Source organism: Paenibacillus methanolicus (genome assembly GCF_008124765.1).
Classification (GTDB): Bacteria; Bacillota; Bacilli; order Paenibacillales; family Paenibacillaceae; genus Paenibacillus_Z; species Paenibacillus_Z methanolicus.
In genome coordinates this window covers 563,875-585,866 of sequence record NZ_VNHS01000001.1, presented here as the reverse complement: position 1 = coordinate 585,866, position 21,992 = coordinate 563,875, and the positions used below count along the sequence as shown (strand labels likewise).

Here is a 21,992-nt window from a genome sequence, read left to right as displayed (position 1 = left end):
GTGTACGGCTAGGCGCCGATGCCGACTTTCCGCCGCTCCTGCCGCCGGGTTACGGAAGCCGGACGGCTCATTCGCCATAGCGCGTACATCAGGCCGAGAACGCCTGCCGAACTTAACGCCATAATGACATATCGTACGCCGCCGTCCGGCAGTCCGCCGCTATTCCAAATGATGTAGTAGGACGCGAACAGCACGTACTCGTTCACGATCGTGAGCCAAATCGAGCGGTGCCAGACGTACAGGAGACCGAAAATAACCGCGCCGGCCGTGCCGTACAGCATGAGCGGAATATCGCCCGAGAAGAACAGAATGCCATACAGGATACCGGTCACCGCCATCGCCGCCGGCAGCGGTACCGCACGGCGCAGCTCGTTAAAGATCAGCGCGCGGAAGAGCACTTCCTTGTACAGCGAGTTGATGACGAAAAAGCTGAAGAACACCCATGGCTCTTGCCTGAGGAAGAAGCCGACGATGCCGTCGAAGCCCGGCGCGGCTTTCGCGACCTGCGGAATGGTGAACAAGCTCATAATCCACAGCCCCATGCACACCGCGAGCAGCATGCTGAGCGCTTGGGCGGATAGCGTCGTCTTTTTGAATTCGGCGATCGCAATGAGGTCCTTCTTATAAAATCGCTTCAGGACCACATAGTAAAGCGGCATGGCCAGCAGGGCGTTCGCGAACAGACCGATTATTCCGTGATTGCCAAGCGCGGGATATTTCGGCAGCACCGCTTGCTCCCAAATCACGACGAGCGTCTGCAGCAGCGCATAATATATCCCCACGTATACCGCGAGATTGCCGACCATGACCGCGTACGGTTTGACGAAGGCGCCTCCTTTCCACATGTAAAGAAGCGTCCCGACGATGAGCAGCAGGCCGGTAAAGCCCGACACTTCCAGCACGAAGGTCGGGAGTTTGGCCATGCCGTCTACCAATCCGACCCGATCCGCGATCATGATGAGACAGTTGATGATTGCGCCGATACCGATCGTCGACCACAACGACCGCATCCGGTAGTACACGAGGCAATAGAGAATGCTGAGGAAGAACGCCGTGACCGAGACCCAGATATTCGGTTGGAAATACCCGTAGATGACCGAACTCAGCAGCGTGGATACCCATACGGGCATGTTGGATTTCAAGGCATTGAACACGATGCCCCGGAACAGCAGCTCCTCGAAGCAAACGGCCAGGAAGCCGACGCCCGCCAACACATAAAGGAAATGGTCGGCCTGGCCAAACGTGTGGACATAGTTCTCGAAATCCTGCGTATTGTTGCGAATGAAATGCAGATTCATTAAAGACAGATACAGCATCGTTCCCCCGAGCCCGATGATCGCCACTTGCAGCCACTGACTCGCGTTCAAGGCGGTAAATCGCGCGTTCCGGATAATGCCGGGTCGCTTACCGCCGGTAATCGCCGTATGCACGCGGGAAATGATCAGAAACACGATAAACACGATCCCCATCACGAAGCTTAGAAAGACCGGAATATTACGATGCATAAACTCCCGATAGGGCGTGAAAGATTGAATGATCAGCGTTTCGTGCAAAGTATAGATCGCGAAGAAAGCAACCAGATAAACCGCCGCGTTGAGCAGCGATCGGCCAATCGCCAACCATTTCGTCGTCATTGCGCAACGTCTCCTTCAGCTTGTCGTTCAGGCACCTCGAACAGGTGCGACGTTCTCGTTTCCTCCAGCAGACGGGACAGTCGCAATCCGCGCTCCTCGGGATTCGTTCCTTTCGTATCGAACTGGCTGAGCAACATAGCCCAGCCTTGACGAAGCTGCGCTTCGGTCGGCATGCTGCCCGTTCGCCGCAGCTCCTGCGCCAGCGCTTCCACTTCGCGGTAAGGCTCAAGTACGCCGATGCGATAGGCGTCCAGATCCGTGCAGCCGTTCCGGGTGGCGGCCGCGATGCCGAGGCAGCGCGGCAGGAACATCGCCATGCCGTCATGGCGAGAAGCGGAGGTAGCCGATTCGGTACTTTCCGCGGCGGTTGCCGAGCGCTGCTCACTGCCAGTCAAGGCTGGCGCGGCGGGAGTCCGGTCCGGCTCGTCGTCGCTGGACCAGACCTGGATGTCCGGCGCGAAAGACCGCAACAAGCCGGTCAAGACCCGGCCGGGACCGATCTCCGCCGCTTGCCGGACGCCGAGCGATCGAATCGCTTCCATGCATGCGACCCATCGAACCGGCTCCGTCAACTGAGAGGCCAGCAGCCGGATACAGCTTGCTCTCCCGCCGTCATGCGGCTGTCCGGTTACGTTGGAGAGTACCGGCCACTTGGGCGCGTGAAACGTACAGTTCTCCAATCGATCCCGGAAGCGCATCGCCGCTTCCTCCATCAAAGGGCTATGAAAAGCGGCGCTAACCGGAAGCGGAAGAAAACGAGTTGAACGATGCTGCTCCGCCACAATCCGTTGCAGACGCAGCAGCGCTTCCGGATGGCCCGATACCACGTTCTGCGTAAGCGAGTTGATGCCCGCGATAACCACGATCGAATGCGTCTCGTTCGCCTTGTTAAGCGCTTCTAGGAGCTGCTCGTCGGATATGCCTACGACGGCGGCCATTCCGCCCGGCCGTTCGCGGGAAGCCGCTTGCATCAGTTCGCCGCGCCGGCGAACGAGCTGGAGCGCATCCGCGAAGCCGAGCGCGCCGCTGCAGGCGAGCGCCGACAATTCGCCAAGACTGTGGCCCGCTCCGATCGCCGGCTCAGGACCACCTTGCTCGATCCAGGCCCGATAGGCGGCGACGCTGCAAGTCAGAATGGCGGGCTGGGCGTTGTCCGTTTGCGTAAGCAGAGCTAAATCGCCTTCTTCGCAAAGACGCAGCACGTCCCATCCGAGCGCGTCGCCCGCTTCCTCGAATGTTCGCATGGCGGCGCGGGAACGTGCGGACACCGCTTTGCCCATGCCTACATATTGCGAGCCCTGCCCGGGAAACAGCAGCGCGAGTCGATTCATTTCGGTTCCTCCCTTAGTTGGACCGCGTCCGTCCGAGCCGCAGCCGACACGCTGCCGACACGCGAATCCTGCGCCATGCGGCGGCACCACGTCGGAAACGACTGCAGCATTTCCTTCAGCTTCTCGGCGCGGATTTTGCCCGCGTTGTACTCGAGTTCGATCGCCCATGCGCTGCTTCCGGTTTCGACGGCGATCGTCAAATCCGGGCGTTCCCTCCACTCTCGCGGCAGCTCCCCGAACAACCCAATTCGATAGAAAGGGAGCAGCCCGGCAGCATTGGTGATCGGTTGAGCCGGGTTGGGTTCTTCCGATTCGGCCTCCGGCAGCATGCGAAGGTATTCGATCAGCCCGGAGAACCCGTTCATCGCATTCAAATCGATTTCCGCCACGCGAATGCCCCTGCCCAGACCTGCGACCGGCAGATCAAATCGCGGCTGGCGGAACATTCTGGCAATCAGAATGACCCACAGGCCAAGCGCCGCCATGGCAGGCTCGATCCGTTCTCCTTCGGCGAGTAGGCGCAATTCTCGCACGGTCGTTTCATGAAGCGTCAGGCGCAAGTACGATCGCGATTGCGGCTGCCCGGCGGCGGGTCGAAGCGCATCCGGCGTTAGGAGCGGAACGAGCGCTTGGCGCGAAGCCGTTCGAGTCGACTGGTCGAGATGAGCGGCCAGCTTGGCAATGGTCGGATAAGCGAACAAATCCGTGACGCTGACGGCCTCGCGAACGTTTTCCGCCAGCCGCTTGTGCAATTGCACCAACAGCAGCGAATGGCCGCCGAGCTCGAAGAAGTTGTCTTCGACGCCGACCCGCTCGCGCATCAACAGCTCCCCCCACAGCGCGGCCAGCTTCGCTTCCGTCTCCGTTCGCGGCGCGGCATACGCCGTTCCTGGCGGCAGTTCGCGCTCCGGCTCCGGCAGCGACTTCCGGTCCGCTTTGCCACTCGCGGTCAATGGCATCGCTTCAAGCTGCACGAATGCTTCCGGGATCATGTACGACGGCAGCCGATCACCGCAATGCCTCCGCAGCTCGTTCGCCGAGCATTCTCGATCCGCTATCACGTAACCGACTAGCCGATTACCGCCGCGGCCATCGTCTCGTGCCGTTACGATCGCTTCCGAGATCGACGCATGCAGCAGCAGCGTCCGTTCGATTTCCCCCGGCTCGATCCGGTAGCCCCGAATCTTCACCTGGTCGTCGATCCGTCCCAAATACTGCAGTTGACCGTCTGACATCCATCTGGCCAAATCGCCCGTCCGATACATGACTTCGCCCGGCGCGTAAGGATGCGGCACGAATTTCTCCGCCGTCAGATCCGGGCGGTTCACATAACCCGCCGCCACCTGCACCCCCGCGATGCACAGCTCGCCCGGAACGCCGATCGGCTGCGCCAGTCCCCCTTCTCCGATAACATACAGCGACGTATTGTCGATCGGGCGGCCGATCGGCACGAAGTCCAGCTCGCTCTCCGCCTCGCATTCATGCGCCGTGACGTCAACCGTCGCCTCTGTTGGGCCATAGAGGTTGATGAGCTCCGTATCCGCAAGACCGAGCGAACGCGTCAGCGCATAGAACCGTTCCACATGCGTCCGATGAAGCGCCTCCCCGCTCGTGAACACGCGCTTCAACGTTCCAAGACCTGCCCGCAGCTCCTCATGCGGCGCATGCTGCATCGCTTCCAGGAACGCCGCCAGCATGGACGGCACGAAGTGCATCGTCGTGACGCCGTGCGTTCGGATCGCGTCCGCCATCGCCCTCGGGTCCTTCTCCGCATCCGGCGGCAGGAACGCGACGCTCGCGCCCGCCAGCATCCACCAGAACAGCTCCCAGACCGAGACGTCGAAGCTGTACGGCGTTTTTTGCAGGATGACGTCATCCGAGCCAAGCGGGTACGCGCGCTGCATCCAATTCAGCCGGTTCATCACCGACCGATGCCGAATCATGACCCCTTTGGGCCGTCCCGTCGAGCCCGACGTGTACAGGATGTACGCCAGTCCTTCCGGCTTCGCCAAGCCTGCGCCTATCGCTCCCGACATGCCGTCTGCTTCTCGTAAGCGCGCATCGTCCAGATCGATACGCCGCGCGTTCGGAGCCGCTTGCTCCGCTGCAGACAACCAAGCCACTTGCGTACAGACGACGCGAAGACCGCAATCTTCCGCCATGTAGCGCAGCCGATCCGCCGGGAAAGACGGCGGCAGCGGCACGTAAGCTCCGCCAGCCCTTAAGATGCCGAGCATGCCGGCGAGCATCGCCGACGATCGTTCGGCCATCAAGCCCACGGGCTCATCCGGCGACAGGCCGCCGTTCAGCAGCGTCCGCGCGATCTGATTCGCCCTTGCGTCCAACTCGCGGTACGACAGCGACTCCCCGTCGCCGAACACTGCCGCCGTTCGCCCCGGTGTCCGCTCCGCTTGGAGGCGGAACATCTCCGGCAGCGTCCGGTCGTCCGGGAATGGCGCTTGCGTCGCGTTGAACTGCTCCACGACGATTCTGCGCTCCGTCTCGGACATCAGGTCGATGTCCGCCAGCTTCACATTCGGATCTCGCAGCGCCGTCGCCGCCAAACGGATGAAGTGATCGGCCATCCGCTCGATCGTCTCCCGCCGGAACAGAGATGTACGATATTCGAATCGGCAGATCAGCTCGTCGCCGCGCTCCGTCACGTCCAGCATCAGATCGAATTTGGAAGTCTTACTGCGAATATAGCAAGGCTCGAATACCGTCTTGCCGCTCGCAACCGCCGGAATGCCGGTATTTTGCATCACGAACATGACGTCGAACAACGGATTTCGACCGACATCCCGGCTCGCTCCAAGCTTCTCTACCAACAGCTCGAACGGATAACGGTCATGTTCCAGCGCGCCGAGTACGCAATCTTTCGTTTGGGCTGCCAAGTCATTGAAGGTGAAGTCTCCAACTGGCTGGCTGCGAATGACGACGGTGTTAACGAACATGCCGATCACTTCCGCCAAGTCGGGATGCGGCCTGCCCGCCACGGGACTGCCGATCCAGATGTCCGACTGCCTCGTATACCGGTGCAGCAGGGCCGAGAACATCGCGAGCAGCGTCATGTACAGCGTCGTCCCCGAACGGGTCCCGAAATCAGCCAACGCGCGGGTCATGGAAGTATTCAACGCCACCGTCACTTCGTCGCCCGCGTAATCCATCCGTCGCGGCCTCGGGAGATCGCTCGGCCATTGCAGCGCGGGGATGGCCCCGGATAACTTGTCCAGCCAGTAACGCTCCTGCGCTTGGCACGCTTCGGATTGCAGCCACCGCGCTTGCCAGTCCGCATAGTCCGGATATTGGACCGGAAGTTCTGCGACGGGCGCTCCTTCATAATGCGCGATGAACTGTCGTCCCAGCACAGCCATCGAGACGCCGTCCGTTACGAGATGGTGCGCGTCCACCAGCAGCAAGTGGTCGGTGGATGCATCCGACGATGTCGCTTCGGCGCTAACGTTCGAGCGTCGAAGCAGCTTCACGCGCACTAATGGCGGCTCCTGCAGTCGGAATGGCCGAATTAACGCTTGCAGGCAAGCTTCCGGCTCCAATGCGGCAACTTCCTCGTATTCGACCTCCATGACCGAATCCGGCGCAATCCGCTGCACAGGCCGTCCATCCTCCCATTCGAACGAGGCGCGCAGCGCATCATGCCTCCGGAAGATCGCCCTCATTGCGGCCAGCAGGCGCTCCCGTTCGAGCGGACCTCTAATCCGCAGCGCGAAGGACAGATGATACGCCGTAGCGTTCTCGTCCATCGATTGCAAAATAAACAGGCGGTTCTGCGCGGAAGCCAGCGGGTAGCTTTGCTTCGGCGGCGCCTTCGGAATCGGCATATAACCGTTAGCCAAGCCATCCGCGCTCCGCGCCTCAAGCCGCTGCGCCAATTCGCGCACCGTAGGAAGTTCGAATAGATCGCGTAATGCAAACAGGTGTCCGAACTCGCGAAGAATCACGGCGACAAGCGATGCCCCTGTCAGCGAATGGCCGCCCAGTTCGAAGAAATTGTCCTCGATGCCGACCTTCTCGCGGCCAAGCGACTCCGCCCACAGTATAGCCAGCTTCCTTTCCGTTTCCGTTCGCGGCGCCGCATACGCCGTTCCCGCTGATAGTTCGCGCTCCGGTTCCGGCAACGCCTTCCGGTCCGCTTTGCCGCTTGTCGTCAATGGCATGGCCTCCAGCTGCACGAATGCTTCGGGGATCATGTACGAGAGCAATCGATCTCCGCAGTGTTTCCGCAGCTCGCTCGGCGCGCATGCCCGATCCGCGACCACGTAGCCGACCAGGCGCTGCCCGCCGCTTCCATCGTCTCGCGCCGATACGACCGCTTCCGATACCGCTTTATGCAGCAGCAGCGTCCGTTCGATTTCCCCCAGCTCGATCCGGTAGCCCCGAATTTTCACCTGATCGTCGATCCGGCCCAAATACTGCAGCTGACCGTCTGCCATCCATCTGGCCAAATCGCCCGTCCGGTACATGACTTCGCCCGGCGCGTAGGGATGCGGCACGAATTTCTCCGCCGTCAGATCCGGGCGGTTCACATAGCCCGTCGCCAATTGCGCCCCCGCGATGCACAGCTCGCCCGGTACGCCGATCGGCTGCGCCAGTCCCCCTTCTCCGATGACATACAACGACGTGTTGTCGATCGGGCGGCCGATCGGCACGAAGTCCAGCTCGCTCTCCGCCTCGCATTCATGGACCGTAACGTCCACCGTCGCTTCCGTCGGGCCGTATAGATTGATCAGCTTCGCGTCCGCAAGGCCAAGCGAATACATCAGCGCATAGAATCGTTCCACATGCGTCCGGTGCAGCGCCTCTCCGCTCGCGAACACGCGCTTCAGCGTTCCCAGTCGCTCTCGCAGCTCTTCAATCGACGCATGCTGGGACGCTTCCAAGAACGACGCCAGCATCGACGGCACGAAGTGCATCGTCGTGACGCCGTGCGTTCGGATCGCTTCCGTAATCGCAGCCGGATCTTTCTCCGCATCCGGCGGCAAGAATGCCGCGCCCGCGCCAGCCAGCATCCACCAGAACAGCTCCCAGACCGACACGTCGAAGCTGTACGGCGTTTTTTGCAGGATGACGTCATCCGAGCCAAGGGGATATGCCCGCTGCATCCAGTTCAGCCGGTTCAACACCGACCGATGGCGGATCATGACGCCCTTAGGCCGTCCCGTCGAGCCCGACGTGTACAGGATGTACGCCAGTCCTTCCGGCTTCGCCAAGTCCGTGTCTATCGCTCCCGACATGCCGTCTGCTTCTCGTAAGCGCGCATCGTCCAGATCGATACGCCGCGCGTTCGGAGCCGCTTGCTTCGCAGTTGACAGCCGCTCCCGCTGGGCACAGACGACGCGAAGACCGCAATCTTCCGCCATGTAGCGCAGCCGATCCGCCGGGAAGGACGGCGGTAGCGGCACGTAAGCCCCTCCTGCCCGCAGGATGCCAAGCATCCCGGCGAGCATCGCCGACGAGCGCTCGGTCATTAAGCCAACAGGCTCCTCCGGCGAAAGGCCGCCCTCCAGCAGCGCTTGCGCAACCCGGTTCGCCCTTGCATCCAGCTCGCGATACGTCAACGACTCCCCATCGCCGAACACCGCCGCGATCCGCTCCGGCGTCCGATCCGCCTGCTGACGAAACATGTCCGGCAGCGTCAGCACGTCCGGGAACGGCGCTTGAGTCGCGTTGAACCGTTCCACCACGACCTCGCGTTCCGCTTCGGACATCAGGTCGATGTCCGCCAGCTTCGCGCCCGGTTCCCGCAGCGTCGTCGCCGCCAGACGGATGAAATGATCGGCCAAGCGCTCGATCGTCTCCGGGCGGAACAACCGCTCGTTGTACTCCCATATGCAGCTAAGCGCGCCCGACGGCTCCGGGAATACGTCCAGCTTGAGATCAAGCTTCGCCGTTCCGGTCTCTACGCGGAGCTGAGCAAAACGGCAGCCTCCCGCTTCGAATCGGACGGCCGCCGTCTCCGCCTGATTATGGTACACGAGCATCGTATCGAACAGCGGGTTGCGCGAGCGTTCCGTCCGCTCTCCCGACAGCTCGATCAACCGCTCGTACGGCACTTCCGCATGGCTTAGCGCATCCCACAGCTTGTCCTGCGCAAGTCGGCGCAGCTCGCCGAAGCTAAGGCTCCCGTCCGCCGCCAGCCGGATCGGAACGAAATTGTTGAACATGCCGACCATCGCTGACGTATCGGGATGGGTTCGGCCCGCTACGAGCAAGCCGATCGACAGCTCCGGCTGACGGGCGTACCGGCTTACCGTAACGGCGTGCAAACTCAACAGCAGCGATGCCATCGTCGCCGAATCCTGACGCGCTTGGCGCTCCCAACTCCGCACCGTATCGGCGGGTACCTCCTTCCGCACCATGCCGCCTCGATACGTGCGGCGGGCTGGTCTGGACGCCGCATCCGGCCATTGCAGCGCAGGATAGGCCGTCTTCAGCTGCTCCATCCAGAACGACTCGGACTCCGGCTTCCAATGTGGAGACGCTTCCCGCTCCCATACCGCATAATCGATATACGATCGGACCGGATTCGGTGACGACGCCCCGCCGAGCAAAGCGGCGAACTCTTTCATCAACACATTCATGCCGATACCGTCAGCCGCAATATGGTGCACGTTCAGCAGCAGCAGATGGCGATACGCTCCGTCCGTCCACATGGCTGCCCGAAACATAGGCGGACAAGACAGATCGAACGGAGCCAGCGAATCGCCGAGCGCGGCGTCCTCCGGCTTGCCCGGATCAGGGAAGTCTGCCGCAGCGCATTCATATACCTTCAAGTCGGCGGCAACCTCGCCCGGATGATGAATCTGCTGGACAAGTTCTCCTTGCTCCCAATGGAAGGAAGCGCGCAGCATATCGTGCCGATCGATTAGCGCCTGAAGCGCCTCTCTCAGAAGTTCCGCCTCCATCGGCCCTTCGACCGCCAGCGCAACCGGAATATGATAAGCGCAGCCGATGTCCTCCGCCTGTTCCGCCAGCGCCATCCGCCGCTGCGCGATCGTCGTCGGATAACGGCCATCGGCGCGAATCGGCGCAGGCGGCAAGCTGAGCGGCTCCGATGACGGTTGGCTTCCTTCACGATGAATCCGTTCCAGCAGCAGCCGCGGCGTCGGGCAATCGTACAGGTCGCGGAACGACAGCTCCACCCCCCATTCCATGCGAATGCCGGCCAGCGCCTGCGCGGCCTTTAATGAATTCCCTCCCGATTCTTGAAAATGATCGTCCGCTCCGATATAGCCCAGCCCGAGCGTGTCGCTCCATATTGCGGCTAGACGGCGCAAATCCGGATGCTCGCTGCTGGCGACCGAAGCGGACGGTGCGGCAATCGATGCAGCCGCCTCGGTCTCGGATCGCAGCGACTCCAGCTCGCTTAGCGCCTCGTCCCATTCCCCCGCGTTCAGCCGCTCGACCAGCTTATAGCGCTGGATTTTGCCGCTCGTCGTACGGGGCAGTTGGCGAACCGGCACGACGCGCCCGATATCGAGTCCGGTCTCGCGGTTCAATCGGCGGCGCAGCCGCTCTGCCGTGGCGGCGAACTTCTCCGGCTTGCCGCGATGCTGCACGAAGAGCACGATTTCCTCTTCGCCCGCAGCCGGGCTGCGCACGCCGCAGGCGGCGACTTTGCCGTATCCGACCCCGTCGGCCGCTTCGGCCCGCTGCTCCAGATCGTGCGGATAAACGTTGCGTCCGCGAACGAAGATGATGTCCTTGCGGCGGCCGGTCACGACCAGTCTGCCGCCCGACATGTAACCGATATCGCCCGTACGCAGCCAGCCGTCCGGCGCGAGCGCCCGCTCGGTCGATTGCGGATCGTTGTAATAGCCTCCGGCGACATTTGCCCCGCGAATGAAAATATGGCCGATCCGCCCTTCCGGCAATGGCGCTTCCGATTCGTCCGCGATCCGAACTTCGCAGTCCCGCACCGGGCTGCCGACATCGACGAATGACACCGCGCGGTCTTCTCCCGCTTCCGCCAAGCGAACCTCCCCGCCGATTCGAAGCGCTTCCGGATCCAGGCGGACGGAAGTCAGCCGTTCCCCGGCAGGCGGGAACGTGACGGCCAATGTCGCTTCGGCCATTCCGTATACGGGGAACATGGCACCGGAAGCTAGGCCATGCGGCGCCATCTCCGCCAAAAATTTCTCGGCCCATTCGGCGGATATCGGCTCCGCGCCGTTGAATATGAGCCGAACGCAGCTTAAATCCCAACCTTCCGCATGTTTGGATTTATAAGAGGCGAGAAAATGCCGGTAACCGAAATTCGGCGAGGCGAGCGACGTAATCCGGTGCTCATGCGCCTTGGAAAGCCATAACATCGGGTCCAGCATGAACTGCGAGGGCCGCATGATATACTGATCCATGCCCGCATACATCGGAGACAGGTGAAAGCCGATTAACCCCATATCATGCGTGAGGGGCATCCAGCTAAGAGAAGAATCGCGTTCGGTCGTTCCCGAGCAGGCGACAATCGCCGCCATATTCGAGAGCAGGTTCGCATGGGTAAGCACGACGCCTTTGGGATCGCCCGTAGAGCCGGACGAGAATTGAATGAAGGCGATCGCCCCCGAATCGGGCCGGCAAGGCAGATCGGCTTCGTCAATCGGCTCGGAAGCTAATCTTCTTGCCGATCCCTCATCAATCGCCGCTTCCGCCATATCCTCTCCCTTGTTCAGAAGCTCTTCGGGAGCCAGACTACGCCCGGCTCCCCATGGATCTCCTTCGCTTGCCGTAAAATCGGGATCCGACAGCAGCCAAGGCCGGTTCAACCGCCTCCATACCTGCCGAAGCTTGGCAAGATGCTCCTCGCTGCCGCCTGCGGCGAGCGGGACAGGCACCATGCCGGCGACCAAGCAGCCCCAAAAAGCGATAAGGAACGACTGCGGGTCTTCCAGCCGAATGACGACTTCGTCCTGCATTCGGCAGCCCTTCGACCGCAAGCGGGATGCCGCGCGCAGACTGCGGGCGTACAGCTCGCGATACGTCATGCGGATTTCGGATTTTTTATGTATGAACACGATGCTTTTGCCCGTGCCGGCTCCGTAAGCCAGCACGTCCGTCAAATTGCGGAACGGCTTCATCATACAACTCCTCCCAAGCGGATTCGCGCCGGTATAACGGCTTCCGTGCTAGCCGCGCGAATCCTGAACGCGGCTCATCTCCAACCATTCCGCTTGCTGCAATTCACGGCGAAGCAGAGCCGGCAGCGCCGTCGCTCCCTCGCCCTGCTGCCAGTAGAAGTGACCGCCCGGCATGCGCACGATCACGCAGTTCTTCGTCGTATGCCGCCGCCAGCCTGCCATTTCCGCATCCGTCCATTTCTCTTCCGCGCCGGCCAATACCGCGAATGCCCACGGCAGCGGCTCGCGCTCCACGTAACGGTAAGCGGCTACTAGCCGAAAATCCGCTCGCAATATCGGCATAAACACCTTTCGGAGCCCTTCGCTTGCGAACAATTCAGGCGAAGTCGCGCCCATCCCCAATATGCGGCTCTCGAACGCATCGTCCGGAAGCTCGTGAATCGGTTCTTCCGGCGGGGCGAGATCCGGCGCGGGCCTGCCGGAGAAGAAGATCGCGGCAGGCCGCGGCAGCCCCCGGTCCCGAATCAAGCGGAGCGCTTCGAACAGGATCATCGCGCCCATCGAATGGCCGAATACGGCGTACGGCTCGCCGCCGCTCTCCTGAACCAGCCGCGCCGCGATGTCCTCGGCCGCTTCCGCCATGTCCTCGTAGAAAGGTTCGCCCGCCCGAACGCCGCGCCCGGCCAGTTCGAGCGGCACGCAGCCGAAGTCGGGACCGAGCGTCCTTCTCCATTTCATATAAATGACCGCCGAAGCTCCCGCATACGGCAAGCAGATCAGCTTCATGCGATTCTCCCCATTTCCCGCTTGATCAAGGCTGTCAGGTTAAGAAGGGCTCCGTCCTTTGACCCGACTTTTTGTTGCTCCCTCCTCCCACCTCCTCCGCCGAGGAGGCTCCAAAGGGCTTTGCCCTCTGGACTCCCGTTTTCGTGATGGCTCACTTGTTCGCGGTGGGCGGATTGGCTTGAGCGGGGCACGCTTTTGTCCTGTCGGACAAAGCTTCAGTAGGTTTTGAAGTCCGTCCTATGACTTAAGCCTGTCAACTATTGGCCTTTGTTGGCTTCATCGGACGTTTTTCCTTAACCTGACCGCATTTTCCGCTTTGATGACACTCGCCGAACCGTACGGAGCTAGCTTGCCGTTACGGCAGCGGCGCCTGCCGCCTTCGTCGTGTATGGACTTAATTCTCGAATCGTATAGCATTTCAAGAAATCTTCGGGCGCAATGAGGAGTCCCCGCTGCTCCATCTCGATCTCGAGCTTGATCGCGAGCAGCGAGTGGCCGCCCAGTTCGAAGAAGTTATCGTTCACGCCAACGATCTCGATTTCCAGCAGCGCCTGCCAGATCTCCACAAGCTCGGCTTCAATTTCATTCGCCGGCGGCTCGTATTCGGCGTCCGAGCGGACAACCGTCAGCGGATTCGGCAGCGCGGAGATGTCCACCTTCCCGTTCGACGTGACCGGGATCGTATCCAACCGGATGAAATAGGACGGAATCATGTAGCTCGGCAAATCCTGGCTCAAGTAGTCGTGAAGCGCGCGATACGAATGCTCCTCTTCAGCGGCATAATAGGCGCACAATGCCCGCTGACCTGTGCCGTCCGGGCAGTCAATAACGACGCATTGGCCAATGTCGGGATGCCGAAGCAGCCTCGTCTGAATTTCACCGAGTTCGACGCGAAAACCGCGGATTTTCACCTGGCGGTCGACGCGGCCGAGAAACTCGATATTGCCGTCCGCCATCCATTTGGCCATATCCCCCGTACGGTACATGCGCGCGCCGTCCGCCCGATCGAACGGATCGGCCATGAACCGTTCTCTTGTCAGAGCGTCGTCGTGATAGCCGCTAGCCAAACACGCTCCGCCGATATACAATTCGCCGCGAGCTCCGATTGGACAAGGCTGCCGCTCCCGGTCCAAAATGTAATACTTGGCGTTGCGGATCGGCTTCCCGTATGGGATGCTAGACCATTGCGGATCGATCGCTTTCGCCTCGTAATAATTCGACCAAATACAAGCTTCGGTAGCGCCGCCCAGCGCCGCGACCCGGCTGCCCGGGAATAAGCGCTCCAGCTGCTCCGGCAGCGTCAGCGGAATCCAGTCGCCGCTTAACAGGAACCGTCGTACCGGAGCCATCGGACCTTCGTGCTTCTCGAAGAAAGGAAGACTCTGCGCAAGCGCCGCCGGCGCGGAATCCCATATCGTAATGCCACGGTCCGCCATCCTTCGCGGCCACGTCTCCGGTCTGCGAATCTCCTCTTCGGATACGATGTCGATCGTTCCGCCGGCCGCCAGCGTGCCGAATACGTCGTATACGGACAAGTCGAAGCAGAGCGACGTGATAAAGAACAGCCGGTCTTCGGGAACGACGCCGAAAGAACCGTTCACCCAGTCGATCGTGTTAACGACCGGACGATGGGACGCGACGACGCCTTTGGGCGTACCCGTAGACCCCGAGGTGAAGATGATATACGCCGTTCCCGACGGGTCTGCCGCTTCCGGCAACTCCGCGGCGTCTTCCTGCTCCACGTGGCGATTCGTATAGTAGACCACGCCTTCTTGACGCCAGTCCGTTGTTGAATCGCAACTCGCATCTGCGGCACGGCCGGATTCGGACGCCGCAGACTTCGTCAGCACGACGTCATACCGGAAGCGGAGCTCGTTCTTGAACCCTTCCGTCCGTTTGCGGACGTCCGCCCGCAAACCGGTGAGCCGATCGGCGAATCCGGCGAAAAATCGTTCATGCACGTATAGATGCTGATCCAATCCGACGCGGGTATTGTAGTACGCGCCATGGCCGCGCTTGAACCCTTCCAGCGAAGCCCGGAACTCCTCCTTCGCCGATTCGTCCGGCACGTCCGCCACGATGACGGCCCCGCCCGGACGAACGATCCGAGCCGCTTCGCGAAGCACGCGCTCTAGATATATGTAATCGGGGAAGAACTGAATGGCGCTCGGCAGCAGCACGACGTCATACGAATCGTCCGCCATTCCCGCGATCTCATCGGCGAAGCCGGTCAATAGCCGGATTCGCCCGGCATCCCGCCCTTCTGTCACTATTCGCCTCGCGTTCCCGTCCTGCGTCTTCGAAGACGGATCAAGCCCCGTATACACGGCGAATCGGCCCGCCAGCTCGAACATAATGAGGCCGGAGCCGCAGCCGATCTCGAGCGCCGTCTTGCCTTCGCCGGCGAACGGAGCCGCCAATCCCGCGACCCGATCCCGGTATTCGTCGACTTCCGCCTCGGTTAGGAACAGGCCGGTATACGAGCTGATGAAGCCGCCGGCCGACACGCGGTCATGAGCATTCGCCGCCAACTCGTCGAACATCCGGACAACCGATTCCTGCTCCGGATGGGAGATGCCCGGCGCGTCTCCTTCATCGTCCAGCAGTACGACCTGGCGAAGCGTCGAGATCATCCACGGCAATTCCGCCAAGGGAGCGAACACGTCGCGCTGGGTGACGATGCAAGCTGCTTGGACCTGCTCCAGAACCGTCTGCACCCGGCGCTTCGGCCATGAGGCCTCGATCGGCACGTAGGCTCCGCCCGCCTTCAAGATCCCGAGCGCGCCGACGAGCATATCGAACGAGCGCCTGCACAGCAGCGCGACGCGCGTCTCCGGGCCAATTCCCGCCCCTTGAAGCAGCCGCGCCAGCCGGTTGGACCGCTCGTCCAGTTCGCGATACGTGATCGTATCGTCGCCGAACATCGCGGCGACGGCGTATGGGGAAGCAGACGCTTGTTCCGCAAACAAACGATGCAGCGTCCGGTCGCCGGGGAAAGGCGCGGCCGTATCATTGAACGTCCGCAGCACTTCATCCCGCTCGGAGTCCTCCAGGAGTTGAATCGAAGAGAGCGGAACGTCAAGATTGCCGAGCAAGCGGTCCAGAGCTAGCCGCACGCGGGCCGCAACCGATTGCGCGAAAGCGTCGGAATAGCGCCTCGGGTTAAAGCGGACCTCCAGCGCCCACTCCTCTTCCCGGTGCGCGAACCAGAACGCGAAGTCCGCCTTCGTCCGATCGAGGATTCCCTTTGCATGGATGCGCTCGCAGCCAACCGCGATCGGAATCGGGAAGCTGTCCGCCTCCTCCAGGCTGCTCCAGCCCCGATCCGCCGCAAGCTGCGCGAACGGATAGTTCTGATGATCCAGGATGGCGGCCAAACGGTTCTTAAGCGCATTCAGATTGTCGCGTCCCGTGCGTTCCGGATCCGGCGCGAACGGGATGGGGAGCAAGCGGTTGACCGCTTGCCCGTCGCCTTGCGCCTGCCCGTCGAAGACGGGGGTTACGAGGAGCACCTCCTGCGCGCAAGCGTACAATCTGGCGACCAGTTGAACGCCGCTTAGCAATACGAGGAAGGCCGCTAGATCCGATCCCCTCGCAATCGCGTTGATTTTGCCGGATAACTCGGTTCCGAACGCCGTTCGCCATTCCTCTATAAGCGGCTGCGCCTGATCGCCTAGACGACGATCCTCGGGTAGGCGCGTCAGCTCCCGATCTCCTTCGAGCAGTTCGGACCAGAACCGCCTCTCGTTATCCCATTTTCCGCTTGCCAACAGTTTCCGAATTTCCAGCGCATCCATCTCGATTCCCCCTTGTGAGCTGTTGCAGAATGACGACGCGCGCGTTCTATTCAAACTTGCTCCACGCGTCTGGCGTTCTCTTCGTCGGCGCGAAGCGAACGCCGGTATTCTTCCAGCATCCGCTCGATCACCAGCGCTTCCGCCGATTTCAAGGCCTTCAATCCGTCGATCAACTGGGCCATGTATCGGTCGTCGGCGCTCACCATATGCTTGAATTTCAAATTGCGAACGAGCATCGCCGTTTGTTCGACGGCGCGGTATTCGGCGGCCGCCTCGCCGGAAAACGCGAAGTAGCCCTGCTGCTCCATGTACGCCAGGCGGCGATTCATCATTTTTTTGTGTTCCCAGAGCACGTAGAACGGACGGTGATCCAGGAATGATTCGCCGGCCAGCTGACGTTCGGATTCGCGAATGATCCAGTCGAACGTCTCGATCCCCCACGTAGGCGGCAGATCGCTGGTTTCTTCGAACGCGATCATTCTTCGATTCGAGGGCTTGGCGTACAGGTAGTCTTCCAACTGCTCCATCACCCAAGGCAATTGAAACGGATAACGAGATTTAACGAATTCATTCAGCTGGTACAGGAACACGTAGTCCGTATAAAAAAACGGCTTCGAGCCGACGCCTTGATACGCCTTCTCCATCTCGTCGTAGCCGACCAGCGTCTGGCCGTAGCTCTGATTCGTCAAATAGGCGGAAACGTGAAACTTGCGGCTGTCGTCGTCGAAACCGTTGATCATCAAGCCGTGCGCATTGGAGCGATTCTGGTAGGCGACCGTTCCTGGAATATCGTAATCGTCTACGAACGCGATCACATAGAAGCCGTCTTGAATGCTTCGGCGAGCAAATTCGGTAAAGCTCGGGGACCATCGATTGACAACATCCCGGGTCAGGCGCGGAGCGCCGCTTAGCGGCGGCACCTGATGGATTTCGGGATTTTGCGTATAATAGTCGACCATCGAACCTTCGCTCCAGTGCCTGACATACAATTGGATATAGTTGCTGTACACCCATCTCAGCGCGTCCTTGTCCGTGTACAAGATGGATAGAAAATAAGACAAGTGCGCGTATGAAATGAGATCAGGCGTGGCAATCGGTAAAATTTGGCGAGCAGACATCCTCTGTTCCTCCCCGATTCGAATGGACTAGAATTGAAAATCGAGCGTATGTCCGGAAGCCGAGATCGTCCGGTACGACTGAGTCAGATCCACATCGGCGAGCAGAATATTCGGATCTGCCGCCAGCGCGACGAGCAGCTTCCGGTAATCCTCCGCAAGACGTTCGACCGTCGATTGCCGGAACAAAGCTTTCGCGTACGTAACCCATAGCATCATGCCGTCCGCCTGCTCCCAAGCCTGGAACACGAGATCGAACCGGGACCACTTCTCCTCCAGCACATGCGGGCGCCACTCCGTCTGCCCTCCCCGGGAGAGCTGTGGCTCGAGATTTTGCAGCACGAACATCGTGTCGAACAGCGGATTCCGCGCTTTATCGTGCGCCTTCAACGTTCGGACAAGACGCTCGAACGAGTAGTCCGCATGCGCGTAATCCTCCGTCACTTCGTCCTTGACGCCCCGCGCGAACCGCTCGAACGTCAATCGCCCGTCTACGCGGCAGCGATGGGCCAACGTATGAACGAACATGCCGACCATGTCCCGCGTCTGCGGAACATCTCTGCCCGCATGCAGCGAACCGACGATCGCTTCCTCCGAGCCCGACACCTTCGACAGGAGAACGCCGTAAGCTGCCAACATCGTCAAGTGAACGGTAGTTCCGCATCGTCGCGCCAGCTCGCGCACCGCTTCCGCCGTATCGCGGTCCCATGGGATGGACAGCGTTCCGCCTTCGTAATCGCGCATCTCGGTTCGCGGATAATCGATCGGCAAGTCCGGCGTTGCCGCGTAATGCTTGAACCGGCGCATCCAATACGCTTCGTGCGTCGGAGACGCCTCCCTCCGATGCAGCCATTCGCAATAATCCTTGTACTGCAGCTTCAGCGGAACCGGCTCGCGTCCGGACAGATAGGCGTTCAAGTCGTCCAGCAGCAGACCAAGCGACACGCCGTCCGCAATAATATGGTGGAGCTGGAGAAGCAGCAGACCGCGGCCGTCCGCGTATTCCGCAAGCGCAGCCCGAAGCAGCGGCGGCTTGGCCAGCGCGAACGGTTCCTCGAACCGTTCGGTCAGCTCGGTCGGCAGCTCCGTAGACGCCTGAATCCGTTCCAGCCGGAACGTCACGGACGAATGTACGGTCTGTATCGGCTCGGACCCTTCCCAGCCGAACGACGTTCGCAGCGTCTCATGGCGCTCGATCAACCGGACGAATGCCGCTTCCAGACGTTCGAATGACGGCGCGGGAGATAGCCAGAAGGCGAACGGCATCACGTACAGCGTAGTGCCGGGCTTCGCGTGCTCTATAGCGAACACCCGAGTCTGAGCGGGCGACAACCGATAGCCCGTCCGCGCTTGAGCCGGCACGATCGCCTCCGAGCCTTCCGTTAACCGAAGCTCATCGATTCGCGCCGCCATGTCCATCAGCTTGGCATACCGGAAAATTTGCTCTAGCGGCAAATTCACTTGGAATGTCTCGTAGATGCGGCCGGACATCTTCGCGGCTCGCATGGAATGTCCGCCGATGACGAAGAAGTCGTCTTCTCGTCCGACCGCCTGAACGCCAAGAAGCGAGCTCCAAATGGCGGCCAACCGACGTTCGGTGTCGCTCCGCGGCGCGACGTCTTGGTACGCCGTCTCCCCGTCCAGTCGTATCGGGATCGCGGACAGCGCCGCGATATCCGGTTTGCCGTTCGGCGTAAGCGGAATGCGCGGCAATTCCACCCAATAGGTTGGCATCATGAAGACCGGCAATCGGCTGCCTACTTGCTCCTTGAGCGTCTCGGCATCCATCCGGCGATCCGAATGAACCGAATAGAACGCGCAAAGAACGGATTCCCCGCCTGCATCGCGCCGTTCGATGACAACGGCCTCCTTGATTCCGGCTTGGGAGACAAGCGCATGCCGCACTTCCTCCGTTTCGATCCGGTATCCGCGTATTTTCACTTGCCGGTCGAGGCGTCCCAAGTATACGAGTTGACCGTCCGGCGTCCATCGAGCCAGATCCCCCGTACGGTATGCCCTCGTGCCATCCAATGGAAGACGGACGAAACGCTCGGCCGTCATCTCCGGTTTGTTCCAATAGCCGCGAGCCAAGCCGGCGCCCGACACGACGAGCTCGCCTGCCGCCCCTGCGGGGAGCGGCTGCAGCTGCTCGTTAACGATCAGCACGCAAGTGTTCGGCAGCGGCCGGCCGATCGGCACGAGCGCCGAAGAAGGCAGCGGTTCGCCGTCTCCGTCCCAGGCCGTCGCGCAGACCGTCGTCTCGGTCGGTCCGTAAGCATTCACGTAAGCTACTCTGCCGCGCCAAAGATCAAGCAGCTCCTTGCCCGATTCGGAGCCCGCCGTCACGAGAAGCCGAAGCGACGGCATCCGCTCCGGGCTTAGATGGATGGCGTAGGTCGGCGGAAGCGTGGCCACCGTCACTTCCTTCTCAGCCATCCAGCGCTCGAACCGCCCGAGATCGCCTGCAATTTCCGGCGTGGCAATATGCAATTCGCTCCCAGTGAGCAGTGCCATCGCCATCTCCCAGATCGAAGCGTCGAAGGAAGCGCTGGCAAACTGCAAGACGCGATCGTCGGCGCCGACGCCGAGCCCGTTCTCGAAATATCCAAGCAAATTGCCGACGCCGCGATGCTCGACCATCACGCCCTTCGGCGTACCGGACGAGCCGGACGTATACAGGATGTAGGCCAAATCGTCCGCTGCCGCGGTCGGCAACGAGCCGAACGAGTCGTCCTCGTTCGGCGAAACGCCGGCAGACATGTCGATGACGATGCCTTCGAATTGGCGAACCGTCTCGCGCTCGATGCCGCCGGAGACGATCATCGCGGATGCCTGGCTATCGGACAGCATGTACGCGATTCGCTGTGCTGGATATGCAGGATCGACCGGTACATAGACAGCGCCGGATTTGAGAACAGCCATGAATGCGACAGGCCAATCCGCAGACCGGTTCAACATGACTACGATGCGATCGCCAGAGACGATGCCCGCTCGCTGCAGTCGCCTTGCCCATTCATCCGATCGTCGGCTCAGCTCCAGATAGGTCAACCGTTCCGCTCCGACCGCAACGGCAATCCGATCCCTCGCCCTCTCAGCGGTACGCTCGAACAAGCCATGGATCGTCATATCCCGCTCATAAGGCGCGCGCGTATCGTTCCATTCGCGCTGCCGTGCGATTTCCTCGCCGGATCGCAGCTCCAGAGCGGTCAGATCGGCATCGGGTTGTTCGGATGCTTGTTCCAGCAAGACGATGAAACTGTCCGCCACTGCTTGCATCAACTTTGTTCCGTATAGGCCCTCGTCATAGTGCAGCGTAAGCTTAGCTTCGCCCTCCGCGCTCTGCTCGATATGTAAATGCGCTTTCCTCTCGTTCGTCTCCGCGAACGACGTTACGAATTCCCTCCCATGTATTGGTTCATATGAAAAAGCGAATTGCTCCAATTCTTTGCGTATCGTGTGCAATGCCGGATCATCCGGCCTATCGTCTTCTCCTTTCGAATCTCGGTATGTATCCCGTAATGACTCGCGCCATTCGCCAAGCGCCGTTTTGAAGCTCTTGCCTCTCTCGGGTTTATTGATTAGAACCGGCACGTCCCGACCCCCGGCATCTGCGCCGATTCTTGGCAGCATCACCGCGAATGCGCGCTCCGTTCGGGAATACGCGCCAAGCGTTGCGGCCCATATCGCAAAATAGATAATCATGCGCAAATCGTCGCGGCCGCGGTCATATCGACTCCATTTGTCCGTTATCGTCGCTGGAATTCGCGCCTCCAGCATGGTCTTCCGGATGACCGCTCCGATCCCATCGGGCTGTAAAGGGGGTTCATGCGTCCATTCCGCCAACACCTTGTTCCAAAATCCCGTCTTATCGTGCTTTGGGAACCGCTCTTCCACCGTGTTGGACGACACCTATCACCATCTCCCCGCTATCCTCAATTAAAAAGTTAATACCTTGCAACTCATACTTTATTGACTAATAGAGTAATATAAAACCATATAAATTGGATGCGTTTTCATACTGATATTATAGATGTTTGCCCGTTCGTTTGCTCGGTTCGACAGAACCGCCTATTAAACAAAACACGCGTCGCTATTCGTTATTAAAAATCTCATTCCAGATTCTAGCATTGAGGATAAATCCGTTCAATGGTCTGTATTTACCTAAATTTTCCGGTTGTTGGCTAACTCGACATCACTCGACAAAAAAACGAACGGTCCAGTATCGGACCGTTCGTTT

Annotated in this window: 7 protein-coding genes; all 7 read right to left on the bottom strand. The window is 60.5% G+C overall.

From position 1 onward, the window contains the following. Positions 1–8: 8 nt before the first annotated feature. A complete protein-coding gene (locus BCM02_RS02115; RefSeq protein WP_148927390.1) occupies positions 9–1,634 on the bottom strand; it encodes a type II CAAX endopeptidase family protein in 1,626 nt (541 codons plus the stop codon). Further along, positions 1,631–2,965, bottom strand: a complete 1,335-nt coding sequence (gene fabD, locus BCM02_RS02110) for an ACP S-malonyltransferase (protein ID WP_187433969.1) — start codon at positions 2,963–2,965, stop codon at positions 1,631–1,633. The genes BCM02_RS02115 and fabD overlap by 4 nt, the downstream gene beginning before the upstream one ends. Then, entirely contained in the window at positions 2,962–12,060 is a 9,099-nt protein-coding gene (locus BCM02_RS02105; protein WP_148927388.1) for a non-ribosomal peptide synthetase, read from the bottom strand. Before BCM02_RS02105 ends, fabD begins: the two co-directional genes overlap by 4 nt. Before the next feature lie 45 nt (positions 12,061–12,105). Continuing rightward, the gene (locus BCM02_RS02100) at positions 12,106–12,843 is read right to left on the bottom strand and encodes a thioesterase II family protein (RefSeq protein ID WP_148927387.1); all 738 of its coding nucleotides are present in this window, start codon (positions 12,841–12,843) and stop codon (positions 12,106–12,108) included. 344 nt (positions 12,844–13,187) lie between these two features. Further along, entirely contained in the window at positions 13,188–16,640 is a 3,453-nt protein-coding gene (locus tag BCM02_RS02095; protein ID WP_148927386.1) for a non-ribosomal peptide synthetase, read from the bottom strand. A gap of 50 nt (positions 16,641–16,690) precedes the next feature. Continuing rightward, positions 16,691–17,758, bottom strand: coding sequence for a hypothetical protein (locus tag BCM02_RS02090; protein ID WP_148927385.1), 1,068 nt, complete (start codon positions 17,756–17,758; stop codon positions 16,691–16,693). Positions 17,759–17,785: 27 nt separating this feature from the next. Continuing rightward, entirely contained in the window at positions 17,786–21,664 is a 3,879-nt protein-coding gene (locus BCM02_RS02085; RefSeq protein ID WP_148927384.1) for a non-ribosomal peptide synthetase, read from the bottom strand. Positions 21,665–21,992 lie beyond the last annotated feature (328 nt).

What these genes read in the sequence shown, in the direction of transcription:
- BCM02_RS02115 (WP_148927390.1), bottom strand. Translation starts at nt 1,634, where the DNA reads ATGACGACGAAATGGTTGGCGATTGGCCGATCGCTGCTCAACGCGGCG.
- BCM02_RS02105 (WP_148927388.1), bottom strand. Translation starts at nt 12,060, where the DNA reads ATGATGAAGCCGTTCCGCAATTTGACGGACGTGCTGGCTTACGGAGCC.
- BCM02_RS02100 (WP_148927387.1), bottom strand. Translation starts at nt 12,843, where the DNA reads ATGAAGCTGATCTGCTTGCCGTATGCGGGAGCTTCGGCGGTCATTTAT.
- BCM02_RS02090 (WP_148927385.1), bottom strand. Translation starts at nt 17,758, where the DNA reads ATGTCTGCTCGCCAAATTTTACCGATTGCCACGCCTGATCTCATTTCA.
- fabD (WP_187433969.1), bottom strand. Translation starts at nt 2,965, where the DNA reads ATGAATCGACTCGCGCTGCTGTTTCCCGGGCAGGGCTCGCAATATGTA.
- BCM02_RS02095 (WP_148927386.1), bottom strand. Translation starts at nt 16,640, where the DNA reads ATGGATGCGCTGGAAATTCGGAAACTGTTGGCAAGCGGAAAATGGGAT.